This window comes from Bacillus sp. FCW2 (genome assembly GCF_021228595.1).
Classification (GTDB): Bacteria; Bacillota; Bacilli; order Bacillales; family Bacillaceae; genus Bacillus; species Bacillus velezensis.
Window position 1 is genome coordinate 361,408 of record NZ_CP089436.1, and the last position, 15,446, is coordinate 376,853.

A 15,446-nucleotide genomic window follows, 5' to 3' on the forward strand; every position below is an offset into this window, starting at 1 on the left:
GTGCCGAGAGAATTGAGAAATGCCGTCATCAGTTTTGTGAGCTATGTCGATAAGGCGGCGAACCAAACGGAATTCTTTTTTACAAAATCAGCCGGAGGCCTTCCGTCATTTGAAAAAAAGGTGCAGGTGTTTACAAAAAGCGAATCGGATGAGCAGAAGCTTGTTTACGGCATCGTTTACGAACCGGATGTCCCGGATGCACATGGCGATTATATGACGGCTGAAGAAATTGAAAAGGCCGCTCACGGTTTTTTGGCGGACGCCCGCAACATCGATACAAATCATAATTTTGAAGGCGGGACCGGCGAGGTGGTGGAGTCGTACGTTGCCCCGGATGACTTTGAAATCGGGAATGCTGTGATCCGGAAAGGATCTTGGGTGCTTGTCACCAAAGCTTCCGATGAAGTATGGGATCAGATTAAAGCCGGTATCATTACGGGCTACAGCATGGCGGGAACCGCTGACGTTTACGAAGAGCCGGCAGAAAAGCAAGCCGGCTTATTCGGCGCGGTCAAGCACTTTCTCGACCGTGACCGCAAATCAAGAAACCGCAAGGGAGAGGACTTGAACAAGATGAGAAAAGAAGACGTAAGAGAATCAATTGAACACGCGCTGCACCCGCTTTTAAAGCGGCTTGACAGCTTGGACCAAAACACGGAAGACAAAGACGGGGCGGCTGCGCCGTCTGATGAAGAAAAGCTGAAAACGCTTGTTGAGGACATGCTCGCGCCGATTATTAAACGCATTGAAGCGCTTGAAAAAGTAAGGGGCGCATCAAAGCAGCCGGAAGAAGAGACGGGCGGCCAAGAGCCTGTTAAAAAATCCATTTGGAGCGGACTGCTTTAAGCCCAGTCAGAAGGAGGAACTGTAGAGTGAGAAATCAAGATATCATCAGAAAGGCGGAAATGTCACTTTCCGCTTTAAAAAGCGGCGGTTTAATGAACCCCGCACAAGCTTCAGCATTTATCCGCATGGTGCAGAACACGCCGACCATTTTCAGCGAATCGCGTGTGATTCAAATGGAAAATGACTCGCAGAAATTTGAAAAAATCGGTTTCGGCCAGCGTATTCTGCGTGCTGCTGAGGAAGGAAAAGCCTTAACTGACGATCAGCTGACCGTCCCGGCAACAAGTACGGTGCAGCTGAATACGAAAGAAGTCATTGCGGAAATTAATATCACCTATGACACGCTTGAAAACAATATTGAAAAAGACGGCCTGCAGCAGACGATCATGCAGATTTTGGCGGAGCGGGCGGCAGTCGATATTGAGGAGCTTGTCGTAAACGGCGATACATCTTCTTCTGATCCGTACTTGGCACAGCTTGACGGAATCCGTAAGCAGACTGTATCTCACGTCATTGACGGAAACGGGGAAGAGCTGTCCAGAGCCACATTTAAAAAAGGCTTAAAAGCCATTCCGGCAAAATATTTGCGCCTGCCTCAAGAATTCAGATTTTACACATCTCAAGGCATGGAGATTGAATGGAAAGACCGTGTGGCTGACCGTCAGACCAATCTGGGGGATCTTGCGGTGCAGGGCGGTTTGTCTTCAGCATTCGGCGTTCCGGTCAAAGGAGTGTCCAATCTGCAGCCGTACTCGGTCGGAGAAGGTGACTCCCAGTACGATGCGTCTGACATCATTTTGACTCACCCGAAAAATATCATTCTCGGTTTTTCACGGAATATCCGAATCGAAGTAGATAAAGATATTCGCAGCCGCAAATTTATTATCGTACTGACGGCTAAACTTGACAGCAAATTTGAAGAAGAAGATGCAAGCGCCAAAATCGTAAACGTTAAAGAATAAGACGGGGGTGGCAGTTATGTTAATTCAGCCGTCTGACGTTGTTTCATATTCAGTTTATGATCAAGTCAAAAACAGGCCGGAGCCGCTTCTTATACAGGATATTCTGGAGGCGGAGGCGGAAGCGGCCAGAATGGCGGGGCATTCGTTCACTGACCCTATTTACTCACCGCTTCCCGAAAAGATTAAGCTTGCGTTATTAAAGCTTTCTCAATATTTTGCGCTGATCAACCAGAATGAAGCAGCCGCTTCCGCCTATCAATCTGAAAAGATAGGTGACTATTCCTATACGGTGGCAGGTGAAGGCGGGATCAGAAAACCGGCTGTGCGCCATCTTCTCTGTGAATATATCGCGCCGGGTTATTCCCCGGTTTCTGCAAACGCAAAGGTGAGACCGTTATGAGCTACGAACGGCTGCTCACTGACAGATGCGATATTTATCATGAGACGGTGTCAGTTCCGAAGGCCGGACGCTTCGGGATTCCCGCCGAAAAGCTCCAGCCTGTCTTTTCTTATCGGGAAGTTCCCGATGCTGAAGACGTGCCGTGTCTGTTTGTTGAAAAACAGCAGCAGCTTATTCAGCTTGATCCTGATCATAAGGTATATCAGCGGTTTCTCGTTCATTTTCCGAAAGAGGCCGTTGTGCGTGTCAATGACAAAATCATTTGGGAAGGACAGGCGTATATTCTGGAAATGCCGAAGAAAGCAAGACAGCACCATTGGGAGGTTATCGCTGTGAGAGATGACAGACTATGAGCATAAAAAACCTTGAACAATGGAATCGGTCGCTGCAAAAGGCATCATCCGGAGAATTTGCCCGTCAGGCAGGCGAATGGCTGGAACAGTCAGGAGAGGATTTTCTCGACTTGGTACGGGAGGAGCTTATTCATTCGGGAGGGATTGATACAGAAAGCCTGCTGTCTTCTTTCCGAAAAGGGGCGCAGGATCATGTATGGATCATTGAAAACGGGGGACTGACCCTTGAAATCGGCACCAATGCAGAGTATGCCTCATTCATAAATGACGGACATTGGACCGTCCCAGATGAAAATGTCAGATGGGTGCCCGGGTATTTTCAAGGCTCCCGGTTCATCTATGATCCGTCAGCTTCAACGGGAATGGCGCTCAAAAAACAGTGGATCAGCGGGAATGGGTTTTGGGACAAAGCCCTTCTTTTGTATGAAACACTCTTCGCCGAATCGCTGGACAAGCGTTTCGATCAGTGGCTTAACACGTTGGGGGGAGATATCGGATGAATCGCGAAACCGGTTCAATCGCCGCTTTTTTGTATCAGCAGTGCGGCGTGCCCGTATATGAAAATGAACTGCCTGAACAATTTCAGGTGCCGTCACTATACATTCCGCCCCCATTTGTTTTTGACGAAAATGATACAGTCTCCACTTATAAGAAAACGTACAGTCTGAATGTGAAGCTGTTCCATGCCGACTCGGTGCAGGCGCTCTATGCAGCCGACCGGATCGCCGATGCGGTGAGAGAATCAAGACAGCTGATTCCGCTGCTTACGGAATCAGGGGAGGATACCGGTGATTTCGTCCGCATCAGCCGTATCGAAACAAGAGTCGGAGACAAAGGCGAGGCAGTGATCACAATCCGCTGGACGAGCCGCTACTACTATCAGAAACAAACATCTCCCGCACTGCGGGATGTGGACATTAACAGCGGGGTGAAACAAAAGTGAAACAACATAAAAAGAAAAACGCCGCAGCGGCGGAACGAGCGGTTCTTTATGACACGGCGGATTTAACAAAGCACGCGAAGGAGCTTTTCGGCGTAAAACCTGAGATTCTCCAGGGGGCTTTATTCGGCGTGAAGCAAAAACAAATGACAAAAGCGCAAGCCAAGTCTTACATTGAAGCATTTTTAACCAAGGAGGTCATGCAATAATGAACGGCGGAACATTTACGCAAGGAAAAGAAAAAGAACGTGCCGGAATCTATTTTAACTTTAAAACAACCGCCCAGGAGCGGGTATCGATCGGTGAACGCGGGATTGTCGCCCTTCCCGTCGCATCCGGCTGGGGGGAAGCGAAAACATTCGTTTCCATTTCAAGCATTGAAGATTTGAATAAAAAAGTGGGGCTCAGTATTGAAGATCCGTCACTGATTCTGCTTCGTGAGGCGAAAAAGAAAGCAAAAACCGTTTTGATGTACCGTCTGACAGAGGGAATCAGAGCGAGCGCCGATCTTTCGCAAGGTGTTAAAGCAACCGCTTTGTACGGCGGGTCAAAAGGAAATGACATCATCATCCGCATCAGTGAAAACGTCCTTGATCAGACCGCTTTCGATGTGACCACTTACATGGATGAAGCGGAAGTTGACAAACAAACGGTGAAAAAAGCCGAAGAATTAAAAGCAAACGGCTATGTCACATTCACGGGAACCGGCGAACTGTCGGCTTCCATCCCGCTGACAGGCACTGAGGAAGAATCCGGGGAAACGTTAAACCCGCAGGCAGGCATCCGTCTTGCGGGAGGAACTGATAAAGCACCGGTCAACTCAGACTATACGGATTTTTTAGCTGCGGCTGAAACGGAGAATTTTGATGTCATCGCTCTTCCTGTCGCGGAAAACGATCAGCTGAAAGCGACATTTGCCGCATTCATTAAACGCCTTCGCGATGCGCAGGGACAGAAAGTGCAAGGGGTGACCGCCCATTACAGCGGGGATTATGAAGGCATTATCAATGTTACTGAAGGTGTGCTGCTGGAAGACGGAACCGAGATTAAAGCTGAAGATGCGACCGCCTGGGTGGCAGGCGCAAGTGCCAGCGCCGCATTTAATCAATCCTTAACATTCGTTGAATACGAAGGCGCCGTCGATGTGCTGCACCGCCTGACTCATGATGAAGTGATCGAACGTCTTTCTAAAGGTGAATTCCTTTTCTCTTATGATGCCCGTGATAAGTCAGTCAGCGTTGAAAAAGATATCAACTCATTGGTGACATTTACGGCAGAGAAAAACAAAAAGTTCGCGAAAAACAAAATCGTCCGTGTGCTTGATGCGGTGAATAACGATTTGACACGTGAACTGAAAGCCTTAATTAAATCGAAAAAAGGCACGGGCAGCGATCTTCCTGCGACAAATGACGGCCTTCAATTCGTCAAAACGATGATCATTCAATATTTGACTACGCTTCAGGATGCGGGCGGCATCGCAAATTTTGATTCAGACAAAGACATTACAATCGGGCTGAATGAAGACCGCGACGGCTTTTTAATCGATCTCGCCGTACAGCCTGTGGATGCGGCAGAAAAATTCTACTTTAACGTGGAGGTAAACTAAGATGGCATTAAAAGCGCAAAACACGATTTCAGGAAAAGAAGGCCGTTTATTTCTTGACGGAGAAGAGATGGCGCATATTAAAACGTTTGAAGCAAACGTGGAAAAAAACAAATCAGAAGTAAACATCATGGGCCGCCGCATGACGGGACATAAAACAACAGGCGCCAACGGAACGGGCACGGCAACATTCTACAAGGTCACATCCAAATTCGCCGTTCTTATGATGGATTATGTCAAAAAAGGCAGCGACCCGTATTTTACGCTGCAAGCCGTTCTTGATGACAAATCATCGGGCCGCGGAACAGAACGCGTCACTCTGTATGACGTCAACTTTGATTCTGCAAAAATCGCCGGACTGGACGTAGACTCAGAAGCACTCGAAGAAGAAGTGCCGTTTACCTTTGAAGATTTCGATGTGCCGGAAAAGCTTTCTGAAACGTTTTAATTAAGATCGGTATGAGTGAAACAGGCCTTTTTACAGGCCTGTTTTTTATAAAAAAAAGTAAGGGAGTTTTCATCATGAGCGAAAAAAACGAACAAGTATATGATCTGTCATTCTTTATGCCGGGTAAAACAGTAGAGGCTGAGGAGATTCGGGTTCCGCTTTCAAAGCGCTTTGTCGATAAAAAAGGAAACATCGTGCCTTTTATTTTTAAAGCCATTACGACTGAGCGCATTGACGAACTGGAGAAGGAAAGCACGACATATAAAAATGTGAAGGGCAGAGGCCGCGTAAAAGACTTAGACAGCCAGCGCTTTTATGCGCGGATCGCGGTTGAATCTACGATTTACCCTGATTTCCGTTCTAAGGAGCTCCGCGACGCTTACAAAACGGCAGATCCGGTCGAGGTGGCAAAACGCGTTCTTTCAGTCGGCGGTGAGTATGCAAATTGGCTGAATAAAGCGATTGAGATCAACGGTTTTGAAGATGAATTAGAAGATCTGGAGCAAGAAGCAAAAAACTGATAAAAGATGGGAATAAGGAAGCCGTGTATCTCTATTACGCGATGCATGAGCTTCATTATTCTCCATCAGAACTGAAAGAGTTATATGAAGCACCGAGACATTTTAAGGCGCTGTTGTACGGTTTAATCGGTTACAAGCTGGACATTCTTGAAAAACAAGCGAAGAAAGGGGGAGCGACATCATGGCAAAGCTGACCGCCCGTTTTGAATTGGAAGATCGGGTTTCAAAGAAAATAAGGAAAATCCAAAATGGCTTCAGAGCGCTTGAGAAATACAGGAAAATGACAAAACGCCAAAGTGAAATTGATATACGCAAGGAGAGTAAATCTGTTTTAAGAACAATTGACCGCATCCAGCGCTCTATGAAAAGAAAGCTGGGCGCACAAATGATCTCTATTTCAGCTGAAGACGGAGCCAGTGCCGTCATTCAAAAGGTGCAAGCCCAATTAGCGGGTCTGCCTGCGTCTTTAACCATTAAAATAGGAGCAAAAGACAGCGCGACAGCGGCATTTGAGAGATTGCGGGATCTGGGTGCCGGTTTTAAAGGATTTACCGTTTCACTTTATGCGTCAGACGAAGTGACCCCTGCCATGGAACGTATCAAACGCTATATGCAATCTGCGTTAAAGAACGGGTACTCTGTCACTATACGCGTCATAGATCACGTCATGAAAACAGTCGGCCGAATTTCAGCGGGCATTGCTTCGCTGACGGGAAAAAACAATGTCATTCAATTATCGTTAAACGAAAAGGTGACAGCACAGCTGGCTGCAATGCAAAAGAATATGCCGGACGTCGGAAAAGCTTCTGCATCTGCTGCTCCTGCTTCGCCGAAAAACGATTTTTCAATGCTTGACTCCATTTCAGACACCTTCATGAAAAAAGTCAATGACATCGCATCCAAATTTTATCCGGAAACAATCATAGCGGAACTGGATAAATTCGCTGCAAACTTTATGAAGAAAGCGGATGAAATCGCGAGCAAATTCAGCCCTGAGACGATTTTAGCGGAACTGGACAAGTTCACAACGTCATTCATGGGGAAAGTGGACGAAATCGCGAGCAAATTCAGCCCTGAGACGATTTTAGCCGAACTGGACAAGTTCACAACGTCATTCATGGGGAAAGTAGACGAAATCGCGAGCAAATTCAGCCCTGAGACGATATTAGCCGAACTGGATAAGTTCACGACATCATTCATGGGAAAAGTGGACGAAATCGCGAGCAAATTCAGCCCTGAGACGATTTTAGCAGAGCTGGACAAGTTCACAACGTCATTCATGGGAAAAATAGACGAAATCGCGAGCAAATTCAGCCCTGAGACGATATTAACCGAACTGGACAAGTTCACGACATCATTCATGGGAAAAGTAGACGAAATCGCGAGCAAATTCAGCCCGGCAACGATATTAACCGAACTGGACAAGTTCACGACCTCATTCATGGGGAAAGTGGACGAAATCGCAAGCAAATTCAGTCCGGCAACAATCTTAGCAGAGCTGGACAAATTCGCTGATTCGTTTATGAAAAAGGTAGACGGGGTCGTGAGTAAATTCAGTCCGGAAGCCATATTGAAAGAACTGGATAAATTCACTGATTCATTTATGAAAAAGGTTGATGACGTTGTCAGCAAATTCAGTCCGGAGACCATATTGAAAGAGCTGGATCATTTTACTGATTCGTTTATGAAGAAAGTCGACGACGTTGTCGGTAAATTCAGTCCTGATAAGCTAATCGACCGCGCCGAACAATTTGTAAATGACACGATTGACCGGATTTCTGAGAAATTCGATTTTCTCAATCCGGATAAGATTTTGGAAAAAGTGGAGCAGTTTACATCCTCACTGTTCGGAGGCATTGATAAAAAGTTCGGCAAATTCAGTCCTGATGCGATCATCGAAAAAGCCGAGGCATTTGTTGATAAAATTGTCAGCAAGATTGCCAAGAAATTTGAGAAATTCAGCCCGGACAAAATCATCGAAAAAGCCGGGGAATTAATAGAAAAAATATTTTCAGGAATCGCTGAAAAATTAGGCAAACTCAATATCGGCGGATTATTAGGAGGCGGCACGAAAAAAGAAAAGAGTAAGGGCAGCCTTACTGCCGGCGGCTCCAACAGCCCGAAGCGTCCTGATCTGACAAAAGGTCCGCAGCGCACGGTAACAGCGCCAAAATCTTCAGGAAAGTCAGCCAAAAAAACCGGCGGGGCTTTGGGGGGCTGCTGCTGCTGTACCGGAGTGACGAGGGGCAAAAGCAGTAAAGTCGAAGGGCGAAATAAATCCTCGAAAAGAGGTTCCTCCGTAAAGGAAAGCAAACAGGCATCCGTAAACACGCCGAAAACAAAAGGGGCAGGTAAAGGCATCGGCGCGCTTTTGAAAGGCTTAGGAGATTCAAAGGCGCTAAAAGGCGGTTTGAAAGGGTTAAAAGGTGCCGCTAAAGGAATTCCCGGCATAGGTGAATTGTTATCACTTACTGATTTAGCCGGCATCAATAAAGATAATGCAGGAGAGAAGGTCGGCTCAGCAGGCGGCGGTCTTGCCGGAGCTGCGGCCGGAGCGGCAATCGGCAGCGTTGTTCCCGGAGTGGGCACATTAATCGGCGGCGCGGTAGGCGGCATCGCCGGCAGTTTAGGCGGTTCCAGCTTGGGAGAGGCCTTTGATTCAGGGGCTTTGAAAGACACGTGGAATGATATTTCCAAAGCGGCGCAAAGTGCTTGGACAACAATACAAGATACTTGGGGAAGCGTTTCATCCTGGTTCATGGAAAATGTATGGACGCCGGTTTCAACGGCTGTCGTCGGAGTGGCGACAAGCATTTGGTCAAATATCGTGAATGCGTGGACGACGATTCAAGGGATTTTCAGCACGGTTTCATCCTGGTTCATGGAGAATGTATGGACGCCGGTTTCATCGGCTGTCGTCGGAGTGGCAACCAGCATCTGGTCAAATATCGTGAATGCGTGGACGACGATTCAAGGTGTCTTCAGCACAGTATCCGGCTGGTTTATGAGCACCGTGTGGACCCCCGTAAAATCGGCTGTCGTCGGAGTGGCGACGTCCATTTGGAGTAAAATCACAGGAGCTTGGGATAAAATTAAATCGGTTTTCAGTACGGTTTCCGGCTGGTTCATGGATACTGTCTGGAATCCGGTGAAAGACATGGTGAAAAATGTCGGTAAAGGAATATCAGATGCTTTCCAGACTGCTTTAGATACGGTAAAGGATATATGGAAAGGGTTAAGCGGCTGGTTTGAGAAACATATAAAAGAACCTCTTGTAAAAGTGGGAACGGCCATATCAGATGCTTTTTCTGCAGCATTCGACTGGGTGAAAAAGATTTGGGATAAAACCGGCGGCAAAATGATTTCAGGCATAATGAACTTTGTCACAGGAGGCGGCGGAGATAAAAAGAAAAAAACGGACAAAAACGCCACGGGCGGCTACATTACAAAGCCGACCATTTCCTGGATCGGTGAAGCCGGTAAAGAATTTGTCATCCCCGTCGACAACAATCGCGGCCGCGGGAAGATGCTGCTTTCACAAGCTGCGTCTAAGCTCGGCATGCGTGTTGTCGATGATATGGGCGCGGCTTCGGCTCAGTCTTCTGCTGTGCCGGCGGGAGCGGGCGGTGTTTCTTCTTCTGCATCTGTATCGGCCGCGGCGTCTGTAGAGGCATCCGGACTTGGCGGTACGGCTTCATCACTCGGCAAACAGTTTACTGAAGGCTTTGACAGCGGAATCAGCAAAAAAGCGGTGGATATGGACGGCTGGAAGGAAAAAAACATCGGAACGCCGTTCAATGCCCTCATTTCGTCTTCATCCGGTTACGGAAAGCAAGTCGTTGCGGGCTATGCCAAAGGTCAGAATACTTCGCCGACGGGCACCGATTCATTTTTAAAAACAAAGGTGAAAACACCTTATCAATCGGCGGTTAATCAATCGTCATCATGGGGCGCCGCAACGGTGAAAGGATATTCGGCCGGACAGAATGCAAAAGATACGGGAACGTCGCAATACGTAAGCACACATATCAATAAACCGTTTGTGCAATCAAGAGATTCCGCGAACGGCTGGGGGTCAGGCCTGATCGGACACTTTGTATCAGGGATGACTGCAAAAGGAAGCGAAGTCAAACAGGCGGCCAAAGATATGGCCAAAAAAGTCGAAGACGCATTCAGGGAAGAGCTTGATATTCACTCTCCTTCCCGTGTCATGATGAGTCTCGGACGCTTTGCTTCAGTCGGCGTCGTCAAAGGTCTCGGCTCAGTTGACGTAAAAAAATACGCCGAAAAACAGGCAGGCTCGCTTGCAGCAGCCTTTTCCGGCATGGGTGCAGCGGGAGGAAGCGTCAAAGAGTGGCTTTTGGCCGCAATGAAAGCAACCAATACGCCGATCAGCTGGCTTCCGGGATTAATGACGATCGCACAGCATGAGTCAGGCGGCAACCCTAATTCCATTAATCTATGGGACAGCAACGCCAAGGCCGGACACCCGTCACAGGGGCTTATGCAGACGATTCCGAGCACCTTTGAAGATCACAAAGCGCCGGGCATGAATGATATCAGAAATCCAATTCACAACGCCGCTGCCGCTATCGGCTATATTAAAAGCCGATACGGCTCGATCAGCAATGTCCCCGGGATTAAAAGTATGGCTCATGGAGGCCCTTACGTCGGTTATGCCAATGGGGGTCTGATTACCAAGGAGCAGATCGCCCGTGTCGGCGAAGGGAACAAACGGGAGTGGATCATCCCTGAAGAGCGGGGCATCCGCGGCCGTTATCTGCTGCAAAAAGCGGCTCAAGCGCTCGGCATGGAAGTGTCCGACCCGTCACAGACGGAACCGGCGGCGCTTTCAGCCGGCACGGTTTCCGCAGCCGTTAAAGGCGGCGGACAAACCGTTCAAAAAACGGGAACAAAAGAAATTAAAATCGAATTCAGCGGCGATCAGCATTTCCATAACGGACAGGACGCCGACAGCCTCGCCGCCAAAATCAAACAGGCGCTGATTGATGAACTGCAAAAAGACATTTATACCGGAGCAAAGGGGGCCGTTGCTTTTGACTAAATCTGTTTACGAATTTTGGCTTTCTCAGGGAAAGGACAAGCTCCGGCTTCCCGTTCTCCCTGAAGCGATTGATATCGCAAACAGCGTGCAGAATGATTCCGTGAAAGTCACCGGACTTGGAGAGGTGACGTTTATCGAAGAACCGGGAGCGAAAGAAATTTCGTTCTCTTCTTTTTTTCCGAAACGGTACAGCCCGATTGCCGAATATCAAAGCATCCCTTCGCCGGAAAAAGCCATTTCAGCCATTGAAGCATGGATGAAAGCGAAAAAACCCGTTCAGTTTTTGATTACAGGGACAAAAATCAATGTCACATGCAGCATTGAAAGCTTTAATTACAGCGAAGGTGACAATGAAATCGGCGACCGGAATTTTGATATCGTACTGAAAGAATATAAAACCGCTTCGCCAAGAAAAATCAAACAAAAGAAAAAAACGAAAGCGAAGCGCCCGTCCAAAGCGTCACCCAAAACATATACCGTCAAAAAAGGGGATACGCTTTGGGACATCGCCGGCAAGTTTTACGGAAAACACACGGAGTGGCGGAAAATCTGGAACGCGAATAAAACCGCCATGATTAAGCGCAGCAAACGGAATATCCGGCAGCCGGGGCATTGGATCTTCCCGGGGCAGAAGCTGAAGATACCGCAATGAAACGGGTGAAAAGATGATTGAACTATTTGTCATAAAAGAAACGGAGTGGCTCGAGCTTGTCACAGAAAGCGTCACGCTGGAAGGACACAGATATCAGGCGCCCCGCTCCATCGAAGCGAAGATTGTCGTAAAGCAGGGCAGCCAGACGTATTACGGCGTATCAGAAGGGGACACGGTTTTGTTCAAATGGAACGGAAAAGAGCTGTTCCGCGGCGTTGTTTTTGCAAGAACGCCCGATGAGCATACCGTCGCCTTCACCGCATACGATATGCTTCAATACCTTGTGAAAAACCAGGACGTTTACGTGTTTTCCAACAAGCGCGCCGATCAAATATTAAAAAGGATTGCCAGCGATTTTCAAATTCCCGTCACATCCATTGCCAACACAGGCCATACCATTAAATCACTCGTTTTTAAAAATGATACAAGCCTTTACGATATGATGCTAAAAGCTTTAAAGCAGACAAAAAGCCAGACGGGGCGCAATTATCAGCTCTATTCAGAAAAAGGCAGGCTCGGCTTGCGTGAATGGCCGGAGCCGTCTGACATATGGGTGCTGGAAACAGGAGTTAATATCACAGGGTATCAATACAGCACCTCAATTGATGACACCGCAACCCGTGTCGTCATGCGGCTGCAAAAAGACAATAAAACCGTGAAGGCTTCCGCGTCAGACAGCGCGGGCATGAAAACATTCGGCGTTTTGCAGTATACCGAAACGGTTTCTGACGACATTAATGAAGCCCAGCTGAAACAGCGCGCAAAAGTGAAGCAGGCTGAGAAAAAAGGTGTTAAGAAAGAGCTGAAAAATATACAGGCGATCGGTATTCCTGGGCTGGAAAGCGGATTGCCTGTCTATATTTCAATTCCGGAAATCGGGCTGAAGAAAACCTATTATGTAGATACGGACCGCCATGAATTCCAAGGAACAAAACATACCATGACGATTGACGTCACGGAGAAAAATTCACTTCCGGTGGGGACATCCTGATGAGATTAAGTGATGCCATTAAACATTTAGCCGTTGGAGCGGTTGACGCCGAAGCGCCGGTGGAGCTGATGCCGGCCGAAGTGACCTCCGTTTCGCCGCTCGAGCTGAAACTGAAAGATCACGACAAACTTTTGATTCCGTCTGATGCACTCATTTTGCCGAAGCGGTTGAGATCCGGAGAAGATGATCAGCTCCAAGCGGGAGATCGGGTGATGACCGCCGCTTTAACAGGAGGACAGTCTTTCTTTGTACTGGACAAAATTTAACCGGCATCCGGACGGAACTGTACCAGAATATCAGCCTATTAAAGCCGCTTCATCATCCGAAGAGGGCTTTTTTACATGATCAAATCTAAAAGGAGCGGGTGCAATGGCCCTGACACCGGAAATCGAATTTGAAGATTTGGAGGATGCGAGTGAGGCCGTTGAGACTTCACAAACCTACCGAATTGATTTTGAAAACAACCGGATTACCAATGAATTGATAAACGGACTGGACGCAATCAGACAATTCGTCTATATCGCTCTTCACACAGAACGGTATTCATATTCGGTTTTCAGCCATGATATCGGAAATGAACTGCAGGAAGTGCTTTCAGATCAGAACACGACGGATGCTTATAAAAAAATGGAGATTCCAAGACTGATAGAAGAAGCCTTGCTGTATGATGACCGTATTTTGGCCGTTACCAATTTTGAGATTGAGAAAAAAGATGATGCCTTCACCGTCTCTTTTACCGTTGAAACTGATGAGGGCATGCTTGAGATAGAGGAGGTGCTGGGTGAGGATGTTTGAAGCTCAGACGTTTGACGACATTATGGACAGAATGCTGGCGCGCATTACGGCGGATATTGATACAAGAGAAGGGAGCGTCATTTACAATGCGCTCGCGCCTGCGGCCGCTGAGCTCGCAAAGTCTTATATTTGGCTTGATACCGTGCTGGAACTCGTGTTTTCCGATACGGCTCAGGGAGAATTTCTGGACAGGCGTGCTGCTGAAGCGGGAATTGAACGAACACCTGCCACAAAAGCGGTCAGAGCAGGAGAATTCACAGCGGGCATCACCATTCCGCCAGGCTCCCGTTTCTTCGTTGATAACCTGTATTTTCAATATACGGGGGATGGAACGCTTGAATGTGAAACAGCCGGTGAAGCGGGCAATGCCGGCATTTCAGGGCAGAACCTGCTGCCGCTTGATACGATACCCGGGCTTGAGAAAGCAGTCATGCGCGATATATTAATTCCCGGCCGTGAGGAAGAAGACGACAACAGCTTAAGGGCGCGCTATTTTACCCGTGTCCGCCGGGAGGCAGTCAGCGCAAATAAACAGCATTATAAACAATGGGCCGAAGAGGTTGACGGCGTCGGCAGGGCGAAAATCTTCCCGCTTTGGAACGGTGCCGGAACGGTGAAGGTTGTCATCACAAATGCGAATTTGGAACCGGCATCAGGTATTCTGATCAAGAAAGTAAAGGATTATATTGATCCGGACGAAGGGCAGGGAGAAGGACAGGCGCCGATCGGAGCGGCAGTAACGGTGGAAAGCGCCGTATGGAAGGAAATCGAAATCTCCGCTTCCGTGCTGCCTGAGCTGAACAGCTCGATCGATGACGTAAAAGCGGAGATTGAAAAAGGCGTCCTGAATTTATTTAAGAAAATGGCCTTCGAAGAAAACACCGTCCGTTTATCACAAATAAACAACATCGTTTATAACTCGGCATCCGTCAGTGACTACGCCGATATCAAAATGAACGGTGCGGCGGAAAACCTCGTGCTCAGTGATGTGGAAATCCCTAAACTCAAAGAGGTGACAATCCTTGAGCAGACTCGATGAGATGACGGCGTACCTCCCGCCGTTTTTAACCCGATTAAAGGAGATGGCACAACTGCTTGAGGCGGAAGTTCCTGAGTTTGAGCGGCAGAATAACGATATTTTCGATTTAACGGATCAGCTCTTTATCACGACGGCGACGTGGGGGCTTGACCGCTGGGAAAAAATATTAAAAATACCGCGGGAATCAGGTGACACGGAGGATATGAGACGGCTCAGGCTGATTTCGAAGATGTCGAATATTCCGCCCATCACACATCAAGCGATCGAGCAGGCGCTAAACCGTTTTTTAAAACATCCGTCAGCTTACGTTCGGATGTTTCCGGGGCAGTATCGTTTTTATGCCGATATCGGGCTTGATGACCTGCAGCACATGAACGAGCTGATTGAAACGCTTGAAAAAATCAAACCCGCTCATTTGGCGTATACACTGAGAGCCGCATTAAACGAAACACTGGAAATCAAAGACCGGGTCATTCTCAACAATCGGAGATACCGAAAAGTCAGTGAACTGAAGGTCGGTTATTCCGTCACACTCAACAATAACGAGGTGGTCTTACCATGATATCAGCCGCTTACAGACAGCGTGCCGCAGCCGATCTGAAAAACAGGATCACAAAAGTGCTGTTAAACGGCAAAGAAACTCCGATTGCGGATATTTCCGTAAAAGATGCCGCAGTCACCGTTCTGACACGCAGGGAAGAAGACGTCAAACACATTGAAACCGTGCAGATGCTTGACGAAACAGGAAGCGTTATCACAGAACGAAAAACAAATTTAGATCTCAGCAATAACAGAACGCTTGATTTAAGATTTACCTTTGAGGTGGTGTAA

19 protein-coding genes are annotated in these 15,446 nt (G+C 47.8%); all 19 read left to right on the top strand.

What is annotated here, in order from left to right:
• The 19 genes from K3G25_RS01995 (at window position 1) to K3G25_RS02085 (ending at window position 15,446) form a co-directional block, all read left to right on the top strand.
• A complete protein-coding gene (locus tag K3G25_RS01995) occupies window positions 1-846 on the top strand; it encodes an XkdF-like putative serine protease domain-containing protein (RefSeq protein WP_021494027.1) in 846 nt (281 codons plus the stop codon).
• A gap of 26 nt (window positions 847-872) precedes the next feature.
• The gene (locus tag K3G25_RS02000) at window positions 873-1,808 is read left to right on the top strand and encodes a phage major capsid protein (RefSeq protein WP_007407274.1); all 936 of its coding nucleotides are present in this window, start codon (window positions 873-875) and stop codon (window positions 1,806-1,808) included.
• Window positions 1,809-1,824: 16 nt separating this feature from the next.
• Window positions 1,825-2,208, top strand: a complete 384-nt coding sequence (locus K3G25_RS02005) for a protein YqbG (protein ID WP_021494026.1) — start codon at window positions 1,825-1,827, stop codon at window positions 2,206-2,208.
• Window positions 2,205-2,561, top strand: a complete 357-nt coding sequence (locus tag K3G25_RS02010) for a DUF3599 family protein (RefSeq protein WP_022553487.1) — start codon at window positions 2,205-2,207, stop codon at window positions 2,559-2,561. Before K3G25_RS02005 ends, K3G25_RS02010 begins: the two co-directional genes overlap by 4 nt.
• Entirely contained in the window at window positions 2,558-3,061 is a 504-nt protein-coding gene (locus tag K3G25_RS02015; RefSeq protein WP_072177410.1) for an HK97 gp10 family phage protein, read from the top strand. The genes K3G25_RS02010 and K3G25_RS02015 overlap by 4 nt, the downstream gene beginning before the upstream one ends.
• Entirely contained in the window at window positions 3,058-3,504 is a 447-nt protein-coding gene (locus tag K3G25_RS02020; RefSeq protein WP_029973074.1) for a hypothetical protein, read from the top strand. The genes K3G25_RS02015 and K3G25_RS02020 overlap by 4 nt, the downstream gene beginning before the upstream one ends.
• A complete protein-coding gene (locus tag K3G25_RS02025; protein ID WP_007610809.1) occupies window positions 3,501-3,710 on the top strand; it encodes a YqzN/YkzM domain-containing protein in 210 nt (69 codons plus the stop codon). Before K3G25_RS02020 ends, K3G25_RS02025 begins: the two co-directional genes overlap by 4 nt.
• A complete protein-coding gene (locus tag K3G25_RS02030) occupies window positions 3,710-5,107 on the top strand; it encodes a phage tail sheath family protein (RefSeq protein ID WP_007610810.1) in 1,398 nt (465 codons plus the stop codon). The genes K3G25_RS02025 and K3G25_RS02030 overlap by 1 nt, the downstream gene beginning before the upstream one ends.
• 1 nt (window position 5,108) lies before the next feature.
• On the top strand, window positions 5,109-5,552 hold the full coding sequence (locus K3G25_RS02035) for a phage tail tube protein (protein ID WP_003154837.1): 444 nt from the start codon (window positions 5,109-5,111) through the stop codon (window positions 5,550-5,552).
• Between the two features lie 74 nt (window positions 5,553-5,626).
• Window positions 5,627-6,073 (top strand): phage tail assembly chaperone, encoded by a 447-nt coding sequence (locus K3G25_RS02040; protein ID WP_003154836.1) that lies wholly within the window; start codon window positions 5,627-5,629, stop codon window positions 6,071-6,073.
• A 41-nt stretch (window positions 6,074-6,114) separates the two neighbouring features.
• On the top strand, window positions 6,115-6,267 hold the full coding sequence (locus tag K3G25_RS02045; protein ID WP_015239684.1) for a hypothetical protein: 153 nt from the start codon (window positions 6,115-6,117) through the stop codon (window positions 6,265-6,267).
• Window positions 6,255-11,138 carry a transglycosylase SLT domain-containing protein gene (locus K3G25_RS02050; RefSeq protein WP_232489557.1) on the top strand — a complete coding sequence of 1,628 codons (4,884 nt, stop codon included), beginning with the start codon at window positions 6,255-6,257 and terminating at the stop codon, window positions 11,136-11,138. The genes K3G25_RS02045 and K3G25_RS02050 overlap by 13 nt, the downstream gene beginning before the upstream one ends.
• Window positions 11,131-11,790 (top strand): LysM peptidoglycan-binding domain-containing protein, encoded by a 660-nt coding sequence (locus tag K3G25_RS02055; RefSeq protein WP_007610816.1) that lies wholly within the window; start codon window positions 11,131-11,133, stop codon window positions 11,788-11,790. Before K3G25_RS02050 ends, K3G25_RS02055 begins: the two co-directional genes overlap by 8 nt.
• A gap of 13 nt (window positions 11,791-11,803) precedes the next feature.
• On the top strand, window positions 11,804-12,781 hold the full coding sequence (locus tag K3G25_RS02060) for an XkdQ/YqbQ family protein (RefSeq protein WP_232489558.1): 978 nt from the start codon (window positions 11,804-11,806) through the stop codon (window positions 12,779-12,781).
• Entirely contained in the window at window positions 12,781-13,047 is a 267-nt protein-coding gene (locus K3G25_RS02065) for a DUF2577 family protein (protein WP_022553480.1), read from the top strand. The genes K3G25_RS02060 and K3G25_RS02065 overlap by 1 nt, the downstream gene beginning before the upstream one ends.
• Window positions 13,048-13,150: 103 nt before the next feature.
• Window positions 13,151-13,576, top strand: a complete 426-nt coding sequence (locus tag K3G25_RS02070; RefSeq protein WP_020955689.1) for a DUF2634 domain-containing protein — start codon at window positions 13,151-13,153, stop codon at window positions 13,574-13,576.
• A complete protein-coding gene (locus K3G25_RS02075) occupies window positions 13,569-14,615 on the top strand; it encodes a baseplate J/gp47 family protein (RefSeq protein ID WP_232489731.1) in 1,047 nt (348 codons plus the stop codon). The genes K3G25_RS02070 and K3G25_RS02075 overlap by 8 nt, the downstream gene beginning before the upstream one ends.
• Complete coding sequence (locus tag K3G25_RS02080; RefSeq protein WP_021493825.1) at window positions 14,599-15,177, top strand: putative phage tail protein; 579 nt, start codon at window positions 14,599-14,601, stop codon at window positions 15,175-15,177. The genes K3G25_RS02075 and K3G25_RS02080 overlap by 17 nt, the downstream gene beginning before the upstream one ends.
• The gene (locus K3G25_RS02085; protein WP_003154822.1) at window positions 15,174-15,446 is read left to right on the top strand and encodes a hypothetical protein; all 273 of its coding nucleotides are present in this window, start codon (window positions 15,174-15,176) and stop codon (window positions 15,444-15,446) included. Before K3G25_RS02080 ends, K3G25_RS02085 begins: the two co-directional genes overlap by 4 nt.